The following is a 20,760-nucleotide window of genomic DNA, read 5'->3' as shown; positions in this document are numbered from 1 at the left end:
GGCGAGTCAAGGAGCTGTTGTCGCCGTCGTGGTGGGTCGGTCACAGCTGGGCCTAGGAGCAGCCGAGCGGCTCGTTCGCCCATCCGCAGGTGCGCGGCCGGGTCGGGTGCAGGCCGTCTGGCAGCGACCTGGCCTCGTCCGGCCCGAGGAGCTCGCGCCCGTCGAGGTAGTGCAGTGCCGGGTCTTCGCGGATGTCGACGACCGTGGCGAGCAGCGTGCGGACGCTGGTCAGTGTCAGCGCTCCGGCACCCGCGGAACCCAGGGCGCGTTTGCGGCCGGTCTCCGGGTCGAACGCGACGGGGCCGGCCGTGGTCTCCAGTTCGGCGAAGGAGGTCGGCGAGACGAGCACGATCGGCGTGTCCGGATGGCCTTCGCGGATCGTGTCCAGGAACCCGTGCACGGTCGGGACGAAGGTGCGCTCGCGCATCGATGCGTCCCCGACGATGTTGATCCCGACTTTGAGCGTGATCAGGTCGGCCGGGGTGTCCCGGATGGCACGAGCGACCTCCGGGTCGAGCATGGCGTTGCCGCCGAACCCGAGGTTGGTCAGCGCGGCGCCGGTCGTCAGAGCGGCGATGGCAGGCCAGGTCAGGGTCGGGGCGGGGGCCTCGAGTCCGTGACTGATCGAGGAGCCGTAGTGCGTCCATGGCACACCGGGCGGTGGGGTCGGCGCGAGCAGCGGCGCATCGGAGTCGAGCGTGCGTAACTCGACCGTCGCGCCGTGCGGCAACCAGATCTCGACCTCCTTCTCTCCACCAGGCAGGTCGTCGAAACGCACGGTCTCGGGGTGGCCGGGGCTCAGCCGGGTGTCGGTGAGGTCGGCGGCGAAGCTCAGCACATCTCCCGCCGTGGCCGGTACGCGACCGAGCACCGTGCCGTCGACGGCGAGGTCGAACGAGGCAGGCAGTGGGCTACCGTCCATTTCCAGCACGGTGACGTGCACGCCGAGCGCCAGCGACCGCGCTGCCGTGCGTAGGCGCAGGCGGACTCCGGCCGCCTGCGAGACGACCAGATCCAGCATGCCGTCGTTCATGCGCGGCCGGGTCCACGCCGGGAGCCGTCGTGGGCGCACCCCGGCCGGGGTGCGTTCCAGATCCAGCGCGCCGAGGATCGCGACCCTGTCGTCGGGCAGGGAGATGTGGTGAGTCATGGCGTGTGCTCCTCGTCGTGGTCGGCGGCGGAGGCGTGGCCCGCGGCGACCGGAAGGGCGCCGCTGCGGAAAAGAAGGGCGGCCAGTACGGCGCTGCTCAGGAAGACCGCTGCCGCGACCCAGAACACCAGGTGGTAGCCGGCGAAGGTCGCTTCGGCGATGGTTGCCGGTTGGGTAGCGGTCGCGAGGTGCGCCGAAAGGTAGCTCGCGATCGCTGTGGTGGTTAGCGAACTGAACACCGCCGTTCCGATGGATCCACCGATCTGCTGGGCCGTGGTCACCAGCGCGGAGGCCACTCCGGCGTCGTGCGACCGGACGCCGCTGGTCGCTGCGTTCTGCACCGGGCCGAAGATGAACCCGAATCCTGCCCCCGTGACGAGCAGGGCGGGCAAGACGTTCGCGCCGTAGCTCGACCCGGCACCGATTCCGGTGAGGATCACCATGCCGATCGCGGCGAGGAGGCAGCCGATCGGGACGAGCGGCCGGGGTCCGGTGCGCGGCAGTAGCACCGCCCCGGAGAACACGGCCCCCGTCATGACCAGGCCGATCATCGGGAGGAACGCCAGGCCGGTCTGGATGGGGGTGAAGCCCAGCGTGTTTTCGAGGTAGTAGGTGAGGAAGAGCATGACCGCGAACATCCCGATCCCGGCGATGCCCATGGTCAGGTACGCCGCTCCCCGGACCCTGTCCAGGATCACCCGCAAGGGCAGCAACGGGTGGGCGGTGCGGCGTTCGATGAGCACGAACACGGCGATGAGCACGACGCCCGCGATCACCGGTCCGAGCGTCCGGACGTCGTGCCAGCCGTTCGTTTCGGCGGTACCGAGGCCGAAGACGATTCCGATCAGGCCGAGCACCACGGTGACCGTGCCCTTGAGGTCGAGCCGGACCCGCCGCGGCCGGTCGCCGTCGTGGAGGAGATACAGCCCGCCGACGAACGCGACCGCCGCGATGATCAGGTTGACGTAGAGGCACCACCGCCACGACAGGCTTTGGGTGAGGACGCCACCCAGCAGCAGCCCCACCGCGCCGCCCGCGCCCGAGATCGCGCCGAAGATCCCGAACGCGCGGCCGCGTTCCTTGGCGTTGTCGGCGAAGGTGATCGACAGCAGTGACAGGGCCGCCGGTGCGAGCATCGCGGCGAATGCTCCCTGGCCGATTCGCGCGGCCAGCAGAGTCGTGAAGTCTCCGGCGGCGCCGCCGACCGCCGAGGCGAGCGCGAATCCGCCGACGCCGATGAGGAACAATCGCTTGCGCCCGAAGAAGTCCGAGAGTCGGCCGCCGAGGAGCAGGAGACTGCCGAACGCGAGCGCGTAGCCGGTCAGCACCCACTGCCGGTAGTCGGCGGGGAATCCGAGGTCGTGCTGGGCGGAGGGCAGTGCGATGGCCATGATGGTGGAGTCCAGGATGTCCATCAGCTGGGCGAGGCTCAGTACGACGAGCGCCAGCCAGCGGTTCGCCCCGCTGTGCTTGGGACGTACGGCGTCGCCGGGAGCCTGCTGTGGAGCCGACCGGGCTGTTCTGGTCGATGAGCTGGCAGAATTCATGGGAGATCTCTCGGTTGAGCGCGCGACCACGCGGGTCGCGGAATGGTCCGTTGGTGACTCGGAAGTTCGAACACCCGACATCGGATGCCGCGTCAGCCGACCAGCAGCACGAGCTTTCCGCGCACCTGACCCGCTTCGCCGACGCGATGTGCCTCCGCGATTTCGGTCAGCGGGAACGTCTGCCCGACGGGCAGTGAGAACCGGCCGGACTCGACCAGGTCGCCGATCTGGCCGAGCATGTAGAGGGCACGACCCGCGTCGCCTTTGCTGAACCGCACGTCGTACTGCTGCGCGCCGGCGAAGTCGGCGATGGTGATGACGTGCTGCGGGCCACCCGCGAGGTCGATGAGTTCGGGCAGGATGCCGCTTCCGGCGACATCGAGCGCCCGGTCGACGCCGTCGGGGGCGAGTGCACGGACCCGCTGCGCCATGCCGTCTCCGTAGGTGACGGGTTCGGCGCCGAGCGAGCGGATCAGATCGTGGTTGCCAGGGCCGCAGGTACCGATCACGTGCGCGCCCCGTGCCACGGCGAGCTGGACGGCGGCACGACCGATGCTTCCGGAAGCACCGCTGATGAGCAGTGTGCTGCCGCTCTGCACATCGAGTTGGTCGAGCGCACGCGCGGCCGTCTCGACCGCGACCGGCAGCGCGGCGGCGGCCGCGAAGCCGAGGGACGGCGGGATGGGTGCGTAGCAGGACAGCACGGTCAGTTCCGCTTGTGCGCCATTGGCGGCGGAGAAGCCGAACACGCGGTCGCCGATGGCGATATCGGTGACGCCTTCGCCGAGCTCGTCGACGATGCCCGCCGCTTCGTGCCCCATGGTCTGCGGGAGTTCCTGGTCCATCAGACCTTGGCGCTTCTTCCAGTCGCTCATGTTGACACCGGCGGCGCGCACGGTGATCCGGACCTGGCCGGGACCCGGATGCGGATCCGGGAGGTCCGCGATCTCGAGGACCTCCGGGCCGCCGAACCGGCTGAACTGAGCTGCCTTCATGAGCTGTCCTCTTCTCGCCGCCGCGGGTCGACCGCGCTCGGAGCGTTGATCGTCATGGTTACGAACACCGTTCCTATCGTAGGAACACTGTTCGTGTCAAGCCGATACGAACAACGTTCGTGTCGAGCTATGGTGGTGGGGTGAACCCGAAAGAGCGGCGCGCGGCGCGCCACCTGCGACCGAATCCCGACGGCCCCAAGCCCTCGCGTCGCACCGTGGAGCAGGTCATCGACACCGCGCTGCGCGTCATCGCCGCCGAGGGCTACGAGGCGCTGACGATGCGCCGCCTGGCCACTGCGCTCGATACCGGGCCCGCCTCGCTCTACAACCATGTGGTCAACAAAGCCGACCTCGACGAATTACTCATCGGGCGGCTGTGCACCGAACTCGTGCTGCCCGAGCCCGACCCTGCGGCCTGGCGAAAGCAGATCCGCGGGGTGTGCACCCAGCTGCGCGATCAGTACTTGAAATACCCCGGTATCTCCCGCGCCGTCCTCGCGATGGCACCCACCGACCTGGAAATCGTGCGCGTCAGCGAAGGAATGCTTGCGATCCTGCTGGCGGGCGGCGTCGTCCCGCAGGCCGCGGCCTGGGCCTGTGACGCCCTTCTGCTGTACGTGGCCGCCTACTGCCTCGAGGTCTCGATCGCGGAGCAGCGGTCGGCGCAGGATGACGGCATCTGGGTCCGCGAACGCGACGAACTGCTGCGTCGCTTCGCCGCCCTGCCCGCCGAGACCTTCCCCCATACCACCCGCCACGCCGCCGAGATCACCGCCGGCGAGGGCCACGACCGGTTCGACTTCACCCTCGCCCTGATGATCGACGGCCTCGCACACCGCTAACGGCGGGCGTGATCCCTGGCTGGGGATTATCCAAAACAAGCTGTACGACGCAGCACTATGGCCGAGCCGTGAATCACTTTGCGGTTCAACGGGAGCGACGAATCATCACTATGCCGATGCCCAAACCGATGAGTGCGATACCCCCGAGAATGGCCACCACCATTGTCGTCATACTCCGGGGTTTGTGATCCGAGGCGGTGGGCGAAATGCCGGCAGCGACAGTGGGTTTCGGCAGATTGCAACCGGAACCTCCCAGTTGAAGTTCGGATCCCTGGCTGATGCAGGCGTTGAGGCCCATCAGCCGTTGGCCGTAGTGCGCGCCTTCGTGGGAGGCGGCTTTCCCGTCGGGACCGACCTCGCAGGGATTGTTCTCCGCGCAGGCCGCGGGTGGGGTGGTTCTGTCTTCTGGCGGCAGCTGATCCTCGGCGGAGTTCTTCAGGTAGGCGCTGGTGTTGTGGATCCCGATGATCTTTCCCTCGGAGTCGACGATCGGCGAACCCGATGTGCCCGGGCCGGGCCCGCAGGCGCCGTTCTTCACATAGCGGAGGGCGTCACGCTGCGCGTATCCGCCTTCTCGCAGCGTCTCGACAATCGAGTCCACCGCGCAGTCGAAACCCTTCTGCCATGCGCCGGACAGCACCTGCACCCGTTGCCCGGGTGCTGGATTCCGGTCGGAGAGAGTGAATATCTCGACCCCGCGGCGATCGAGGTCGGAATAGGTGGCATCGAGTCGGTAAACGGCGAGATCGGTGTCGGTCATGGTGGCGTAGAGCAGGTCGGTCGTCTTTGTGCGCAGGACCGAGTTCCCGTCCCTCCCGATGACCTGGACCGTCTGTGTGACCGGTCGCCGCCCGGACGCTTCCGCGGGGCGTGGACGGGGATCGACGCAGTGCCCGGCGGTGAGGATCAGCACGTGGTCGTTCGGCTGGGCCTGCGAACCGCGGATCACCGAGCCGGAGCATCCTACGACAGTGACCGTCCCATTGACCGGTGGTATGGGCGGCGGCGAGTCCGGCGGCACCGGGGTACGGCCTTCGGTGTATCCCCTGATCCAATCTTCGTGGCGCGCAACGCTGACGTACATCGAAGGTGCCTGCAGGGTGCCGGTATCCGCGCCTCCTTCCGTCAAGCCCACCAACTTCCACTGGTGTCCGTCGCGGACGACGGCGGGACCACCGGAATCCATGTCCTCCGGGCCGACAGTGCCGTCCAGCGATCCGATACACAAGATGTCCGGATCGCGCTCGAGGGAGCAGGTTTGCTGGGGTTGAACTTTCGTGTCGGCCTGCCGGAGAGTTTTCGCATAACACAAGGGATCGTCATAGTTCCGGCCGCACTCGACATTCAGCGCTCCCCACCCCATGATCCGCACATCGGTATCCGTTGCGGGTCTTTCGGCGGCCACAGCGACAGGAACCTGCCGCACCGGCCGATCGAAACGCAACAGGGCGACATCGTCTGCCGCGCGCCCGATCCCGGTCGACTTCTTGATGAACTGCTCTACCTGGACCAGGTCACCGCCCGTGTCGACTGTCGTCGAACCGAACCGCACTTGCCAGCCGACCGGGCGGCCGCTGGGCGGACGTGCACCGGGCGAGTCTGCGGCACTGCGCGCACAGTGCCCCGCGGTGATGCCCCATCGCGGAGCCACCAACGCGACGCCGCAGACGTGGAGGTCCTCGCGTGGAGAGTCCAACCGTTGCAGCGAACCCAGGAATCCATACGCCTCACCCGCTTCACTTCCACCCTTGATCGCATGTGCCGGTGAACCGGCCGCGAATCCACCGCACACCATCAAGAGCCCGGCGGTCGCCAGCAGAGACACCCGCGCGGATACACGTCTGCGAAGAGTCATGAAATCGATTCTCTTCACCGACATCACCGAACCGTCGCCACGGGACATCACCTACATCGCAACACCCTCACAGATCCCCGGTGGGCAGTTCCGCGCTGAACACGGTGGTGTCACCGGTTCGACGGTAGGTCAGGTCACCGCCCAACAGTCGGGCGTTCTCCCGGGCGATGGCTAGCCCGAGGCCCGCTCCCCCGGTGCGCGTGCGGGATTCGGACACTTTGTGCAGTCGCTCGAAAACGCGCTCCACGTGCCCGGCCGGGATTCCTGGTCCGGAATCACGGACTTCGATCCGTACTCGATCGGGTCCCCGCCTTGTCACGACGGCGATCGGAGGCCGACCGTGCCGGAACGCATTACCGACGAGGTTCGCGATAATGGCCTCGATCCGGCGGGGGTCACTGCGGATGGTTCGTTCCTCGCCGAATTCGTGTGTGACCGCAACGGTATCGGCCCAGCCGCGCAATCTGAGCGTTCGGGCGGTCAGTTCGACCAGGTCGACGGTCTCGGACAGGACCACCGCATGGCCTTGATCGCGCTGGGACATCTCCAGCAGATCCTCCACCAGCCGCGCAAGGCCATTGATCTCGGACCCGATCAGGCGCGCCGCGGTCCCGATATCACCGTCGCGGTCGGTGAGCTCTTCATCGAGCACCTCGGCGGCCGGCACGAGCGCCGCCAGGGGGCTGCGCAGTTCGTGTGCGACGTCGCTGACGAAGCGTTGCGCGCGCTCGTCCTGTTCGACCAGGCCCCTGACGATCTCTCGCTGGCGGTCGACCATATCGTTGAATGTCGTAGTGACGTCCCGCAATTCGGTGAGGGTCGTGTCCGGCAGTGCACTGATCGCCTCGCCGTCGGCCACTCGGCGAGCGGCGTTCTCGATGCGCCGCAACGGCCGAACGATCGATGTCGTGAGCCCGAATCCGAGCAGAGCGCCGAGCACGGCACAGCCGAGCACCGACACTGAGATGATCCAAGCCAGTTGATTCAGCTTCTCCGGCACGCCGTCCAACTTCCGGATGGTGTACACGGAAAGATGGCCTGCTTCCGGGCGATCTCGTTCGGCCACAGCGTAACCCACGCCCACTCGCTGTCCTGGCAGTCGCTCGAAGAGGTAGATATCACTGGACCGGTCGAGCCCTTCCCGCAGGCCGGAGGAGAATTCTCCGATTCTGGTTTCCCCCTGCCGCACCACGACGCCGTCCACCGTCACGGTGTATTCCGACGACAACTCGTCGACAGTAACGAATTGTCCTTTGCCGAAATAGTTCTGCATATCGTGCCTGAATTCCGAGAACACCGCTTCCTGCGCGCCCTCGTACACCCAGTTTCGCGTCTTCACCGCCAGCGCGCCGCCCGTCAGGACCGCCGTGGCGCAGGCGACGGAGACCATCGCAACCAGGATTCGCCCGCGCAGGCTGGACAGTACGACTCCGGGTGACCACCGGGTCACGGGGCGGCCCTAAAACGATACCCGAATCCTCGCACCGTCTCGATGTGGTTTGCCTCGTGTCCGCCACCGATTTTCGCGCGGAGCCGGTAGATGGCGTTGTCGACGAGGCTGGAATCTCCGAGAAAGCCCTGATTCCAGGCCAATTCCAGCAACTGTTCGCGGCTCAGTACCTGACCGGGGTGATCGGCAAGCGCGAACAGCAACCGCTTCTCCGTCGGGCTGAGATTCAGCGGAACGCCGTCGCGGGTCACTTCCGCGGCCAAGCGATCGATGCGAAGACCCAGTTCGGTGGCTGCGACGATGGGTTCGGCACGCTCGGATTCCGGTGCGGCGGCCACATTTCTGCGCAGGACTGCCTTGATCCGGGCGTCGAGAACCCGCGGACTCACGGGTTTGACCACATAATCGTCCGCACCGGCCTCGAGTCCGGCGACCGTATCGATATCATCGGAACGGGCGGTGAGCATGAGAATCGGGATCGAGCTCCATCGGCGTATGGCCCGGCACACGGCGAACCCGTCTTCCCCCGGAAGACCGATATCGAGGACGACCGCGTCGGCCCGCGCCACCCGCCGACGCAAATCCGCCGATGCCCCGGCGAGGTGGTCCACGTCGTATCCCAGACGTGCGAGCGACATGGCGAGCGCCTCGACGATCCTCGGATCATCCTCCACCAGTAGCAGATTCACGACAACGTCATCTCCTACGCACTCCCCCGTCGCCGAGCAGGAGCGCCGAACTGATCATCGATATCGCGCCCGCAAGCACCAATGCGGCGACAACATCCGTCGGCCGATGCCATTGGAGCGCGATCACCACGACGCCGAGACCACCGGTGACGATCGCCGCCACGACCCGAGCCCACCAGCGCACCGCAGTCGGCACCGCCACAACGATCGCCCACTCTACCGCAACGAATACCGCGATCGTGTTGGACGAAAACGAGTTGATACCCGCACCCAGATCCCGCGCTCGATCCCGGACACAGCCATCGACGCCCTACGACTCCTTCACCGCGGCAGTGTGATTCCCGGCGGAACGGCATGGCAGGTGCCGGGAAGCTATGCCGCTCAGCCGATTCGAGACTGGACGCCTCGGTGCTACCGATGCGGTGACTGCGCCCAGCCTGCGAACTCGGGCACGTGCCGAGCCGACGACATCGCGGCGAGCAGTGCCTCGGTCCGCGCCGTGAGAGCTGTCGCGACGGAATCGTCGGTGGGGATGTAGAAGCGCTCCTCGCGGATCGCGTCGAGAGTCAGCTGCCCGACCTCGTCGATGGACACACCGATGTGGTTCAGGATCCCGTGGGCATTCTCGAGCTTGTCGGCGACCTTCTGCGACTGTGCCGGAGCGTGCTCCGGTCGCAATCGCTGGGCGTTGCGGACGATATCGGTGGCGACCGGGCCGGGAAGCAGGAGGCTGATACCGATACCGTAACCGGCCAGTTCCGCATGCAACGTCTCGGTCAGGCCGACAACAGCGAACTTCGACGCTTGATACGGAAACCCGGTATTGGCAAACACCAATCCCGCCGCCGACGCGGAATTGACGATGTAGGAATCACCGCCCCGGCTGATCATGCGGGGAACGAATGTCTGCATGCCGTTGTAGATACCGCCGATGTTGACGCCCATCACCCAGTCCCACACGGCGTAGTCCATTTGCGCGGGCGAGATGATATCGGTCACGCCGGCATTGTTGAACAGCAGCGACACGACGCCGAGGTCGGATTCGACCTGATCGGCGACGCGTGCGTACGCCTCGCGGTCTCGGACATCGAGAACGTAGGTCTCTGTCCTGGTCAGCTCCGACAGCTCGGTCTTCGCCTGAGCGAGCGCATCCTCGTCGATGTCGACGAGCGCCAGGGTCGTACCGGCCCGGGCGCAGGCCCGCGCGATCCCGAGGCCGATGCCCCGCGCCCCACCGGTAATGAAGGCGGTCCGGCCTATGAAGGTATCCACTTGCCCTGCTTTCCGGTGCCAGTGCACCTGGTGAATGAATTCGATCCGCGCGGATTCCCCGTGGATATCGGCCCCAACGGGTCCAGGGCTATCGGCCCGTGCTGCATCGCACAGCCTCCTTACATGGGCAGTAAACGGTCACCGCACTCGCGCGCCGAATATTCGACAGTCCAGACCGTGCCGCCGGGGCACGGTCAAGTCACAATCAGACAGCTGCGTCTCGATAGGAGGCCGTGAGCGTGGTCAGCATCGTCGCCACCGTCCACCGCGTCATCAGCGGCACCACCTCGCGCAGGACTCGACATGTACGCGAAACGCGGAGCGCCGCAACGAGTTCGGACATCCAGCGCGACTTCCGCCGCGATGGTTGCTGGAGAGCCGGGTGCCGGGCAAGCTGGCCTGTCCGGTTCGTGAACGTCGGGCGCCGCGCCTCATGCCGATGTTCATCGTTCAAGGCCGCGCGATACGCGCGGCACTACCGTGCTTGCATCCCGGGATGCGTCGGTCACCTTTCTTTCGTCAAGGCGTCGAGCTTGTCCCCCAGGCTGCCGATCGCCATGGAGAGGTGGCCATTGTTCGGCTTCGAGATGCGCGATCACGGCGGGAAGGCGCTCAGCCAGCCACTGCCCGTGTGACAGCGGGACCATCCGAACCTCGGAACCGTGCCACAGCTCGACGACTGTTGCGCCGCAGCCGGGCGGGGCGATCTCGGCAGGTGCCCCCCGAGGTCGCGGTCGCGGCACTGAGTCCGCGTGACTCGAAGTCGCGCGCCTGGTCGCCGCGGGCGCGACCGATACGGAGATCGCGGCGCAGCTGTATCTGTCGCTGAGCACCGTGAAGACACAGCTGGCCAGCATCACCCGCCGGGTCTCGGCCCGCAATCGAGTCCAGATCGCGGCCCGTGTCTGGCAGGCCGGGCTGATGGACCAGCCCTCCGGCTGATTCCGGATGGGCCCGACCGTGCGAGGGAGTGTCGTGCGTGGGCGAATGGCACAAAACGCCTTACGCCACTTATGTGACATGGGCGACGAACAGGACGGACCTGGAATCGAGATCGAAACAAAGCCCGAGCACGTCATCTTGAACTCCGAATCGAGCGGGAATTCCCTTCACCTTCAGCTCTTGACAAGAAAGGCGTGAACGGACAGCCTGCGGTATCGGGCTGTCACGCATTATCGGAGAAGCCCAGCCGACGGATGACCTGATCCGTGCCCGACAACCCTGTGGCGCATCTTCCAACTTGACTGTGCCGTGGCGGCATGGACTGGACTGTCGAGGGTCCGGCGCGCAGATGTCGTGACCGTTTTCTGCCCGAGTACGAAAGGTTTCCCGCGATGCCGTGTATGACCGACACGGCCGGAATCGGCGGCGGTGCACGCCTCCACCCACCTGGCCAGCAGGCGCGCCATTCTTTCGTGAGATGTCCCGCGTCGAGAAACTCCAGGCATCACTCAGCCGACGACCGCTCAGAGTCGACAACCCCCGCCGCATTGTCCATCCGCACCACTGATCAGGAACCGCTCATGGCCGCGCAGTCGCCGTACCAGATAGATCTACCCCGCGACGCCCTGTCGAACATGCTCCCTCCGAACCAGCTGGCGCGCAGCAGGATTCACCATCCTCGACACAAGCACTTACACCGACCGGTCACCACGAACGAATCCAGCAGACAACTGAGACCGTGTCTCACGTCGCCGTTTGCGCTTTCATCCGTTTCTTGATGCAGGTGAGCGCGGCGGCCAGAGTTAATAAGGCGCAGAAGTGGATTCCTTTGCGGTCGTATCAGATGTTGAGCCGGTGGTAGCCGGTCAGCCACGAGATCGTGCGTTCGATCACCCACCGGTGGCAGCCGAGACGTTCACTGGATTCGACGCCCTTGCGGGCGATCCGGGAAGGTGCAGGCCGCTTATCGCTGCGGTCAAGACGATTCCGAGCATGGTGGTCTGTACGCGGCTCCGAGCGGCACCGGAGGATTGCTCATTCGGTGAGTCCGAAGGGCGATTGTCGATCACAGTTCTGCTTTCTTGGCAACGAGCCGACCATAGGCACTCGGGCAGGCTCTCATCGACGGAAGGAGGGTATCCGGCGTGACGGGTCATCCACGCGTCAGTTGCCGTACGGCGAACGCAGCGGGTGGAACGGGACGAGTTCCGGAGGTTGCGTCCCGGTCATGATCTGTTGGGCGAGCAGCTTTCCCGTGGTCAGGGTGAGCACCGTGCGTCCCGCAGCGCGTAGCCGCCGTGCTGCCGGTTGCCAGGACCACGCCCCTTGCCAGGCTCCGGGAACGAGGACGAACGTCGAAGGGGCCGATTCATGTCGCGGTACACGGTCCCAAATTAGGACGCGTTGTTTGTCCCGGAGCAAGGGAGATGTCGAGCATCCAGCCATGTGGCCGAGGTGATCCAGCCGATCGGTGGGGTCAAAAAGTACTGTCACGCAAACGCTGGGGGTCGTGGTTGATTCGAGCTTCTTGTACCCGTTACGCAGATGTGCGCACAGCCAGCGGCTGGTTGGCGACCGGCGCGAACGCGCGGAACCCGCAGGCATAAGCGGATGCCTACTGAGTCCGGTGGATGATTCCGACGTCCACCGAAGACGACATCGGAGGCGTCCATATCAAGTACCTCGGATCGGGCAGCCGATGCGGCCCGGACGGTCGCGGCGCAATTTTCGAAACAAGCGACCGTGCTCGACGCGGACAGCGTGCTCGGCAGCGACTACCAACCAGTCCGAGACGGCAAGCCCGACAGCGACGGAATCCACGTGGGCAGCATTATCAGCAATTTGAACACCAGCACCCGCGTGCAGGCCGCCCTCGTCGCGGAGCGTGCCAGGCATTCTGTCAGGGGACCTGTCATGAGCCCGCGCAACCCGCCGATCGGCCGGAAAGATCAGCTTGTCGGAGGATAGGCACAATTACGCACCGCCGCTTAATGTTAGAGGCCGGTGATCAGCCGCACGGACTGCCCTCCGTTGTCGCTGTCGGGCGGCACGGCCGACCACCGCACGGGTCCGCCGATTTCGGGTATCGCTCGCCAGGCACCAATCCCTCGAACCTGGCCCCGAGGTCGGCGGACCGATTCCTGCCTGGCACCACACCGAGCGCATGGCCGCCCCACCTTCTGGAGATGTAATGCTCACCGCAGACCGGGAACTCGTGGCGTTCCGTCCTCGGCGATGGTGCCGATCGTGTTCTTCATCCCTCCGCTCGTCAGCTTCGCGGGTCGCGCCGGGAGCGGTCTGGGCCGAATCAGCGCGATCTGGGCCAGCCGGGCCGCACTGCCGAGCCTGCTGGAGCGACGCGGCGCGATCGTCACCATCTCCTCGATCAACGCCCGCTGGCCGTCGAGCGGGCCGGTCGGCTACAGCGAGGCGAAGGCGGCACTGACCGCATTCGGCAAGCGGCTCAGCGAGGAGTTCGGGCGGCGTGGCGTGCGCGTCGACACCGTCTCCCCGGGTCCGAGGAGGTGGCCGCCCTTGTCACCTTCCTGGTCTCCGCCAAGGCCACCAACATCATCGGCGCGGACTACATCATCGACGGCGGGACGTTGAAGACCATCTGAGCCGATCCGGCGGACCTGCTTACCGGCCGCGACCGGCGCACCGGGCGCCACGAGGCGCGGCCGTAGCGCGGCGCGTGCGCACCGGCATGATCGGCGTCAATCGCTACATCGCCGACCCGTTCGGCGGGGTCAAGGCCACGGTAGACGCTTTGGATCTGCAGGTATCCGATCAGGCCTTCGGGGCCGAGTTCGCGGCCCCACCGGGACGCGCCCCACCGCCGGTCGAGTTCCACTGCCGGTTCCCGTGCCCCGATGCCGAACGACGCCCCGCCACCACAGCTTCGACCAATTCAGGCGGCCAGTTCCGCGAGCAAGGCGCGTGTGCGTGCGGCGGACTCGCCTCCGGTGAACAAGGTGCCGACGAATTCCGTTGCGCCCGCGGCGAATATCTCGCGGATCCGAGCCGCCACTTGCTCCTCGGTGCCGATGACGGCTACATCGGCGGGCCCCTCCGCTCCCTCGCGGTCCAACACGGCGCGGTAGTTCGGCAAGGTGCCGTACATCTCGAACGTCTCGGCGGCCACCGCACGTACCTCGTCGGCACGGTCGGTGACGCACACCGGTAACAAGCACACCACGCGTGGCGCGAGCCGCCCGGCTGCAGTGGCCGCGGCGGACAGGGGCGGCACGACATGCGAACGGATGGTCGCCGGTCCGGTCAGCCAGAGCATTGCGCCGTCGGTGTGGCCACCGGCCAGCCGCAGCATCTGTGAACCCAGCGCACCCACCAGCACCGGTATCCGGTCCTCCCCCATCGCATCCAGCGCAAGGTTGGCACGGATCGTTTCCCCGGCGTAGGACACCGACTGTCCGTCCAACAGCGGCGACAGTACCGACAGGTACTCCCTCAGGTACCCGACGGGTCTGGCGTAGTCGTAGCCGTACATCTGCTCGATGACGAATTTGCCCGACACGCCGATACCCAGGCTTAATCGCCCCGGCCCGACCGCGAGTGCGGTGGTGCGGGCCTGCTGCGCGAGTACGCCGGGATGGCGCGGATAGGTGGGCACGACCCCAACGCCCAACTGGATTCCCGGAACCCGATTGCCGGCCACCGCGAGTGCGGTCAGCGCGTCCATCCCGAACATCTGTGGCAGCCAAGCGGATTCGAAACCCTCCTCCACGGCTTGTCGCAGATCATCGACGAGCCGGGAGATTGCGTCCGGCCCGGCCTGTTGGTAGTCGAACATGATGCCGATGCGCACGGCGGATTCCTCCTAGCAGGATTCGGTGGGAAACAGGCGATCGGCGGCGGGCGTGCCTGCCGCCTCGTACAGGGCTTGCAGGTTGTCCCTGGCGAAGAATTCGGAGCTTTTCATGCCGCCGCCGACCATGGTGAAGTATCGGTTCCGCCCCAACTCGCTGCCGCCGGCGGCCTCGACCACGGCCTGCTCCAGGGGGGAGGGCGGCTTCATCTCGGCGCGCGTGCAGGTGAAATCGAAGGTGTCGGTGGTGCGTTCGTCGCGTAGTCGCTCGTACTCACGCACCGCCTTGTCGATGGGCTGCGCGCCGGACAGGCCCGCATGCAGCTTGTCCGCGAGCAGCTCACCGTAGACCAGCGCGTCGGAGATGCCCCACCCCGTCACTGGATCCTTGTGGTAGCCGGCGTCGCCGACCAGTGCCCAGCCAGGGCCCGCGGAGCGACGGTAGTAGTTGTCCGGATAGCGAAGCGTGCGGAACGGTTCCGCACGCTCGGCGTCGCGCAGCTGAGCACCGTACTCCGGCAGGACCTGATCGACCACCTGCTGGAAGTTGCCTGCCACATCCGCGCGAAATTCCGAGTACCGGTCGAGCAGGCGCATGACAGCGACCAGGACCCGGCCGTCGTTGGTGGGCCAACTGCCGAACACCTGCGGATCGGATCCGAACCTGAGTTGCGGCTCCCAGTCCAGTCCGTCGTAATACGTATAGGACGCGAAGCTGAGGGCCGGGATCACCCGGTTGTATTCGGCGTCCACCAGTTTGGAGACGGTGGAATTGCGGCCGTCCGCGCCGACGACGAAGGACGCACGAAATTCCTGTTCGCCGGTGTCCGCAGAAGAGCCTCGGACACCGACGACCCGCCCGTCATCCCAGATCAGATCGGTGACGGTGAACCTCTCGATCACCTCGGCGCCGGCGGCACGCGCGGCATCGACCAGCAGCGCGTCTAGAACGGTGCGGCGTGGCGCGTAGGTCTCGGTGACGCCTTCGATCTCGGCGAGTCCGCGCAGTGTCGGCGAAGCATTCATTCGGCGCACGGGCGGTACGCCGCTGGCAATTAGTTTATCCAGCAGACCCCAGTCTCGCAGCCGGGCTATGCCCGGCTGATGGATGTAGTGCGTGGAGAGGGTGTCGCTGGGAAAGGCATTCCGGTCGACCACCAGCACCCGGTGCCCGCGGCGAGCGAGCAGCATGGCCAATGGTGAACCGGCACAGCGCGCGCCGACCACGATGACGTCGTACATGAAAATTCGACTCCTGTATGTCCTGCCCCCGGACGAGACTGTCGGGCATGCCGTGGGGGCACGGTCAAGACGCGCACCGGATCACATCAATTCGATGGGTTCCCCGGCGTCGATGCGGTTGCCACTGCACGAATAGACGCTTGGCCCCGAAACGGCTCGGGTTTAGTCGATTTCACCTCCAACGGGAAGCACGACGCGCACGCGCCACATATCGGTCCTAGTGAAAGGCCCGGCGTGACCGCCGATCCCGGGTGGGCAGCGGCGCGGGACCACACGACCTCGGTGATCGGATTCACCGAGCCAGTAGCGGTGAAGCCCCTGCGGCATTTCCGTCTGACTTGACTGTGCCGTGGCGACAAAGTGTCTGCTGGTGCGGTGTGTTCGCAGCGGGCGGATCCGGTTCCGAAAGAGGGACTGTTATGGCTTGGAGTACGCGTGAGATCGCCGATCTCGCCGGCACCAGTGTGCGGGCGGTGCGGCCTTATCACGAGATCGGCTTGCTGGCCGAGCCCGAGCGGCGCTCCAATGGCTACAAGCTCTACGGTGTGCCGCACCTGGTGCGCCTGCTGCGGATCAAACGCCTTGTCGATCTGGGTTTCTCGCTGGCCCGGATCGCGGAGATGGGCGATATGACCGACCATCCCGAACAAGCGCTGCGCACCTTGGATGCCGAGCTCGCCGCGACCGTCGAACGACTGCAACGGATTCGCACCGAACTGACCTCGAGCCAAGCCACACCGGTCGACGGGGCAGGCTTTCCGGCCAACCTCACGCCTCGGGGTCGCGGTGCTCGGGGCCGCATCCACCCGCACTGTGAGCAGGCCCGTGGACCACGCGTCCCCGGCGTCGGCGAGGTGAAGCGGATGCACGTCGCTCCCGACTTCCGTGGCCTGCACGTCGGTTCGCGTCTGCTCGACTGCTTGCTCGGGCAGGCCGCGCAGCGAGGAATGTCCACCGTGCGGCTCGATACCGCCCGGTTCATGGTCGATGCCCAACGGTTGTATCGCTCACGCGGATTCGCCGAACGATCGCCCTACCCGCAGACGGAAATACCACAGCGGCTCCACGACTACTGGATTTTCTTCGAGTTACGGACGGGTGGCCTCGTCGACAAGGGCGTCGATGACATCGTCGATGCCCGGATCCGACTCGGTGGGAACCTCACCGGACACGGTAGTCCCGCCGAACAGCCCCAATTCCGACCCGATCCGACGGGCAGGCCATCATGTTCGACGTCGGCGGCGTATGGGGCAGCAGCGATGGAATCCATACCTGCCCGCCGGGCGCTGCCCGCTTCACGAGCTGGCTGCTCCACGAACTCGGCACAAAGCTGTTCAGCTCGTTGGCGTACAGGAGAGCGGGGTCGAACTCCATTCCGGCGAAGTGGCCGGTGAGTTCGAGGGACAGGGCGCCGTGGCGGTGTATCAGCTGACCGATACACGATCGCCGATGGGCGCTGACCTGGCCCTGTCCAGTCCGGCGCCACTGCGCCCCTCTCCCGATTTCGGGCCCACGGATCGGATGCGCGGCTGGTTGGTCACCCTGGTCCTGACCGCGATCGCCGCGCTCACCCGATTCCTGAATCTGAATGAGCCCACCGAGGTCGGCATGCCCATGTTCGACGAGAAGTACTATGCGGGGCAGGCGTGGCAGATGCTCACCGGCGGCGGTGTCGAGGACAATCCGGCCTACGGGCTCATCGTGCATCCCCCGGTCGGCAAGCAGATGATCGCGCTGGGCGAGGCGATCTTCGGCTACACCCCGTGGGGCTGGCGGTTCGCCGCGGCGGTTTTCGGAACCGTGTTGGTGCTGTTGGTGATTCGCATCGTCCGCCGGTTGGCCCGCTCCACGATGATCGGCGCGATCGCGGGCCTGCTGCTGATCTGCGACGGCACCACTTTCGTCTCGTCGCGGATCGGGATGCTCGATATCTTCCAGGCGCTGTTCGTCACCGCGGCGTTCGGCTGCCTGATCGTCGATCGTGATCAGGTCCGCGCGACGATGGCCCGCGCCGATGCCAAGGGCCGCATCGCGCTCAGCTGGTACGGTCCTCGGCTGGGTGTGCGCTGGTGGCGGTTCGGCGCCGGGCTGCTCCTCGGATTGGCCTGTGGCACCAAATGGTCCGGGCTCTACTTCGTCGCCGCATTCGGTCTGCTGTCGGTCTGTTTCGATCACGCCGCCCGCCGTGCCTACGGAGTGCCGCGCCCATGGGCAGGCACCGCCATCCGTGACATCGGCCCCGCCCTTTACGCCCTCGTTCTCGTCCCTCTACTGGTCTACCTGGCCAGTTTTGGCGCCTGGTTCGCCAGTGAGGACGGTTACGACCGCTATGCGGTGGGCAACCCCAGTGCCGGTAAGGACTCGATCGGAACCGGCGGCTTCTGGTCCTGGATGCCCGACGCGCTGCGTTCGCTGTGGCACTACCAGGGCGAATCATGGAGTTTCCATACGGGCCTGACGAATTCGGCGGGCTACCATCACGCCTGGGAATCCAAGCCGTGGTCGTGGCCGATGGGCCTGCGGCCGATGCTGTACCACTATTCCGACACCGGGATCACCTGCGACCAATCGGTGTGCGTGAAGGCGGTGATGCTGATTGGCACCCCGGCCCTGTGGTGGGTGGCGCTGCCGATGCTGGCCTGGGCACTGTGGCGCAGCGCGACCCGCCGCGACTGGCGCTGTGCCGCAGTGCTTGTCGGCTATTGCGCCGGTTTCCTGCCCTGGTTCCTGCAACTGGACCGGCAGATGTACTACTTCTACGCGGTCCCGGTGGCTCCTTTCCTGGTCATGGGCATCGCACTGATGCTGGGCGACATCCTCGGCCCGTCCCCGTGCGCCCGCCCGACCAGTGGCGGCCGGTCCTGGGTGTCCAGCGAACGGCGCAGCCTGAACCTGCTCCTGGTATGCCTGTACCTCGGCTTGGTGACAGCCAATTTCATTTGGCTGTGGCCGATCCTCACCGGAGCACCGATCACGGTCGGCACCTGGCACAACCACCTGCTGCTGCCCAGCTGGCGCTGATCCGGTAGACGATCGGCCCCATCGGATTACTCGGCCGCAGCCCGGCAGGGCTGGAGCCGACCGTCCGCACTCCGGGTGGGGCGATGGGATTGTGGTGAGCCATCACAGCCGGTCGTAGATCGCGATCAGCCGGGTGAGAACCGCTGCGGCGGAGCGTAATTCGGCGATATCCTGATCGGCGAGCTCCTCGCGCAGGGCCGCGGACATCGCCGCCGCGCGTTCGCGGCCGCGGATGCGTCCGGCATCGGTGAGCGAGACCAGCACCGAACGCTTGTCACCCGGAACGCGTTCGCGCGTGACGTAACCCGCGGCGACCAGGCCGTTGATCAGTTGAGTCGTTGCGGCGCCGGTGGTTTCGGTACCGGCGGCCAGCTGACCGATGGTGAGCGGACCCTGCTCGGCGAGTACCCGCAGCGCGCGAGCGTGCGTGAGTGACAACGCCTCCGGCGACCGGGTCGCCCGCCCGCGCAGGCGGGAGTCCGCCGCACTGAGCCGGTAGGCGGTGCGAGCGAGTTGGTCCAAGGCGGCCGCGCGGGCCGGATCGGACGATTCGGGCACTGATTATCTCCTATCGCCGAGGTGGTTGACATCGAGCTTAGCCTAAGTACTTAATATATAAGTACTTAGCAAATGGGAGGACCTCGACATGACCACACGCTCGACAGCCCAGAGCTGGATCCTGGACATCGCCCTCGCCCAGGGCGGATTCGACGCGCTGCACCCGCAGGCCAAGGGCACCCTGGAACAGCTCGGCCACGACCCCACCGATTTCGACAAGGTCTTCGACCTCGTGCACAGCGGCGCGATGCTGCCGAAGGCCTGGGCCACCGTTGCGGCCCAGGCCGAGGAGCGCGCCGGACATCACAGGCGCAACGGCTTCGCACGCACCGCCGCGGACCTCTACCTCCGCGCGGCGGTGATGTGGGGGCGGGCGCAGTATTCGATATTCGATGCCACCGATCCGCGCAAGCTCGCCTTCCGGGCGCGCACAAACCACTGCGTCGAGCGGTTGGGTGAGTTGCGTGGCGGAGCGGTCCGCCGGGTGGCGCTCGATTTCGAGGGCGGGCAGATCTTCGCGCTGCTGCACCTCCCGGCAGGCCCGGTGCGCCAGGCGCCCGCGGTGATCCTCGGGCCCGGCATGGACATGATCAAGGAGGATTACCTCTATGCCGCCGAGCGGTACTACACCTCGCGCGGCATGATCGCACTTTCGATCGAAGGTCCCGGCCAGGGCGAGAGCCGCGCGGGCGGCGTGACCGTGGATCTCACGAACTACGAACGCGCCGTGGGCCGCTACCTCGATTACCTGACCGAACTACCCGGCGTGGATCCGCAGCGGATCGGCATGTTCGGAATCAGCATGAGCGGCTACTGGGGTTCGCGCGCGGCCGCCACGGATACGCGGCTGGCGGCGCTGGCCACCTTCGAGGCACCCACCGGCGACTTCCACACCCTGTTCGAGCGTGCCCAGCCGACCTTCAAACACAATTACATGTATATGGCCGGCTACGACGACGAGGCCGCCTTCGATCGGGAGCTGACCGCCCGCATGCCGCTGGGCGATCTGGTCGGTGACATCACCTGCCCGGTGCTGTACGGTATCGGCGAATTCGACGAACTGACGCCGCTCGAACAGGCCCTCGCCAACTACGAGTTGGTCAACGCGCCCAAGGAGATTCGTGTCTACGAGGGTGAGTTCCATCCACTCGGCGGGGTCGCGGCCGAGGTGTTCCGCTTCGGTGCGGAATGGCTGGAGCGGGCCCTGGCGGGCGAATTCGCGGAGCCAGGACGCGATGTTCGGCACTACGTGCATCGCGACGGCCGGACCACCGACGGCACCGCCGATCCGGAATGGTGGTCCGGCGCAGTCCCGTTCGCGCTCGAGCGACTGCGCGCCGCGCTGACCGGCACGTCCGAATAGCTGCGCGC

18 protein-coding genes and 3 pseudogenes are annotated in these 20,760 nt (G+C 66.4%); 9 read left to right on the top strand and 12 right to left on the bottom strand.

Translation table 11 applies throughout. From position 1 onward, the window contains the following. Nucleotides 1–52: 52 nt before the first annotated feature. From KV110_RS16285 to KV110_RS16275, 3 genes are all read right to left on the bottom strand, one after another. Nucleotides 53–1,150: an SGNH/GDSL hydrolase family protein gene (locus KV110_RS16285; RefSeq protein WP_246634577.1), complete on the bottom strand. Its 1,098-nt coding sequence runs from the start codon at nt 1,148–1,150 to the stop codon at nt 53–55. After that, nucleotides 1,147–2,697, bottom strand: a complete 1,551-nt coding sequence (locus KV110_RS16280) for an MFS transporter (protein WP_218477027.1) — start codon at nt 2,695–2,697, stop codon at nt 1,147–1,149. The genes KV110_RS16285 and KV110_RS16280 overlap by 4 nt, the downstream gene beginning before the upstream one ends. A 92-nt stretch (nt 2,698–2,789) precedes the next feature. Beyond that, a complete protein-coding gene (locus KV110_RS16275; RefSeq protein ID WP_218477026.1) occupies nt 2,790–3,692 on the bottom strand; it encodes an NADP-dependent oxidoreductase in 903 nt (300 codons plus the stop codon). A 140-nt stretch (nt 3,693–3,832) separates the two neighbouring features. On the opposite strand from KV110_RS16275, the gene KV110_RS16270 reads away from it, so the two are divergent. Then, a complete protein-coding gene (locus tag KV110_RS16270; RefSeq protein WP_218477025.1) occupies nt 3,833–4,534 on the top strand; it encodes a TetR/AcrR family transcriptional regulator in 702 nt (233 codons plus the stop codon). 85 nt (nt 4,535–4,619) lie between these two features. Here the strand turns inward: KV110_RS16270 and KV110_RS16265 are convergent, their stop codons facing one another. The 5 genes from KV110_RS16265 to KV110_RS16245 form a co-directional block, all read right to left on the bottom strand. Then, complete coding sequence (locus tag KV110_RS16265) at nt 4,620–6,389, bottom strand: trypsin-like serine protease (RefSeq protein ID WP_218477024.1); 1,770 nt, start codon at nt 6,387–6,389, stop codon at nt 4,620–4,622. A gap of 67 nt (nt 6,390–6,456) precedes the next feature. Continuing rightward, entirely contained in the window at nt 6,457–7,779 is a 1,323-nt protein-coding gene (locus tag KV110_RS16260) for a sensor histidine kinase (RefSeq protein WP_218477023.1), read from the bottom strand. A gap of 56 nt (nt 7,780–7,835) precedes the next feature. Beyond that, nucleotides 7,836–8,528, bottom strand: coding sequence for a winged helix-turn-helix domain-containing protein (locus KV110_RS16255; RefSeq protein ID WP_281427768.1), 693 nt, complete (start codon nt 8,526–8,528; stop codon nt 7,836–7,838). Nucleotides 8,529–8,535: 7 nt separating this feature from the next. Then, nucleotides 8,536–8,724 carry a phosphatase PAP2 family protein gene (locus KV110_RS16250; RefSeq protein ID WP_218477022.1) on the bottom strand — a complete coding sequence of 63 codons (189 nt, stop codon included), beginning with the start codon at nt 8,722–8,724 and terminating at the stop codon, nt 8,536–8,538. A gap of 215 nt (nt 8,725–8,939) precedes the next feature. Further along, entirely contained in the window at nt 8,940–9,800 is an 861-nt protein-coding gene (locus KV110_RS16245; RefSeq protein ID WP_218477021.1) for an SDR family NAD(P)-dependent oxidoreductase, read from the bottom strand. 771 nt (nt 9,801–10,571) lie between these two features. Between KV110_RS16245 and KV110_RS16240 the strand changes: the two genes are divergently transcribed. Further along, nucleotides 10,572–10,742, top strand: coding sequence for a response regulator transcription factor (locus tag KV110_RS16240; protein ID WP_218478517.1), 171 nt, complete (start codon nt 10,572–10,574; stop codon nt 10,740–10,742). A 1,743-nt stretch (nt 10,743–12,485) separates the two neighbouring features. Beyond that, nucleotides 12,486–12,710, top strand: coding sequence for a hypothetical protein (locus tag KV110_RS16230; protein ID WP_218477020.1), 225 nt, complete (start codon nt 12,486–12,488; stop codon nt 12,708–12,710). A 227-nt stretch (nt 12,711–12,937) separates the two neighbouring features. Here KV110_RS16230 and KV110_RS41470 read toward each other — a convergent pair whose 3' ends face one another. Further along, nucleotides 12,938–13,120, bottom strand: coding sequence for a hypothetical protein (locus KV110_RS41470; RefSeq protein ID WP_246634871.1), 183 nt, complete (start codon nt 13,118–13,120; stop codon nt 12,938–12,940). Here KV110_RS41470 and KV110_RS41465 point away from each other — a divergent pair. After that, nucleotides 13,041–13,205, top strand: a pseudogene (locus KV110_RS41465) (SDR family NAD(P)-dependent oxidoreductase); the annotation flags it as partial. The gene KV110_RS41470 and the pseudogene KV110_RS41465 sit on opposite strands and share 80 nt — an antisense overlap. A 208-nt stretch (nt 13,206–13,413) precedes the next feature. Further along, a pseudogene (locus tag KV110_RS41460) lies at nt 13,414–13,497 on the top strand (aldehyde dehydrogenase family protein); the annotation flags it as partial. Between the two features lie 156 nt (nt 13,498–13,653). Here KV110_RS41460 and KV110_RS16215 read toward each other — a convergent pair. Together KV110_RS16215 and KV110_RS16210 are read right to left on the bottom strand one after the other, a co-directional pair. Then, on the bottom strand, nt 13,654–14,568 hold the full coding sequence (locus KV110_RS16215; RefSeq protein WP_218477016.1) for a TIGR03564 family F420-dependent LLM class oxidoreductase: 915 nt from the start codon (nt 14,566–14,568) through the stop codon (nt 13,654–13,656). 12 nt (nt 14,569–14,580) lie between these two features. After that, nucleotides 14,581–15,810, bottom strand: coding sequence for an NAD(P)/FAD-dependent oxidoreductase (locus KV110_RS16210; protein ID WP_218477014.1), 1,230 nt, complete (start codon nt 15,808–15,810; stop codon nt 14,581–14,583). Between the two features lie 419 nt (nt 15,811–16,229). Between KV110_RS16210 and KV110_RS41455 the strand changes: the two are divergent. The 3 genes and pseudogenes from KV110_RS41455 to KV110_RS16200 all read left to right on the top strand — a co-directional run. Beyond that, nucleotides 16,230–16,529 (top strand): annotated as a pseudogene (locus tag KV110_RS41455) (helix-turn-helix domain-containing protein); the annotation flags it as partial. Beyond that, nucleotides 16,506–17,204 (top strand): GNAT family N-acetyltransferase, encoded by a 699-nt coding sequence (locus tag KV110_RS16205; RefSeq protein WP_246634738.1) that lies wholly within the window; start codon nt 16,506–16,508, stop codon nt 17,202–17,204. The pseudogene KV110_RS41455 and the gene KV110_RS16205, both read left to right, overlap by 24 nt. Nucleotides 17,205–17,259: 55 nt before the next feature. Then, nucleotides 17,260–18,831 carry a dolichyl-phosphate-mannose--protein mannosyltransferase gene (locus KV110_RS16200; protein ID WP_218477005.1) on the top strand — a complete coding sequence of 524 codons (1,572 nt, stop codon included), beginning with the start codon at nt 17,260–17,262 and terminating at the stop codon, nt 18,829–18,831. A 102-nt stretch (nt 18,832–18,933) separates the two neighbouring features. On the opposite strand, the gene KV110_RS16195 is transcribed toward KV110_RS16200, so the two are convergent. Next, a complete protein-coding gene (locus KV110_RS16195) occupies nt 18,934–19,389 on the bottom strand; it encodes a MarR family winged helix-turn-helix transcriptional regulator (RefSeq protein ID WP_218477003.1) in 456 nt (151 codons plus the stop codon). Between the two features lie 88 nt (nt 19,390–19,477). Between KV110_RS16195 and KV110_RS16190 the strand changes: the two genes are divergently transcribed. Continuing rightward, the gene (locus KV110_RS16190) at nt 19,478–20,752 is read left to right on the top strand and encodes an alpha/beta hydrolase (RefSeq protein WP_218477002.1); all 1,275 of its coding nucleotides are present in this window, start codon (nt 19,478–19,480) and stop codon (nt 20,750–20,752) included. Nucleotides 20,753–20,760: the final 8 nt, after the last annotated feature.

It is taken from the genome of Nocardia iowensis, assembly GCF_019222765.1.
GTDB lineage: Bacteria > Actinomycetota > Actinomycetes > Mycobacteriales > Mycobacteriaceae > Nocardia > Nocardia iowensis.
This window is presented reverse-complemented; position numbering and strand designations above follow the sequence as displayed.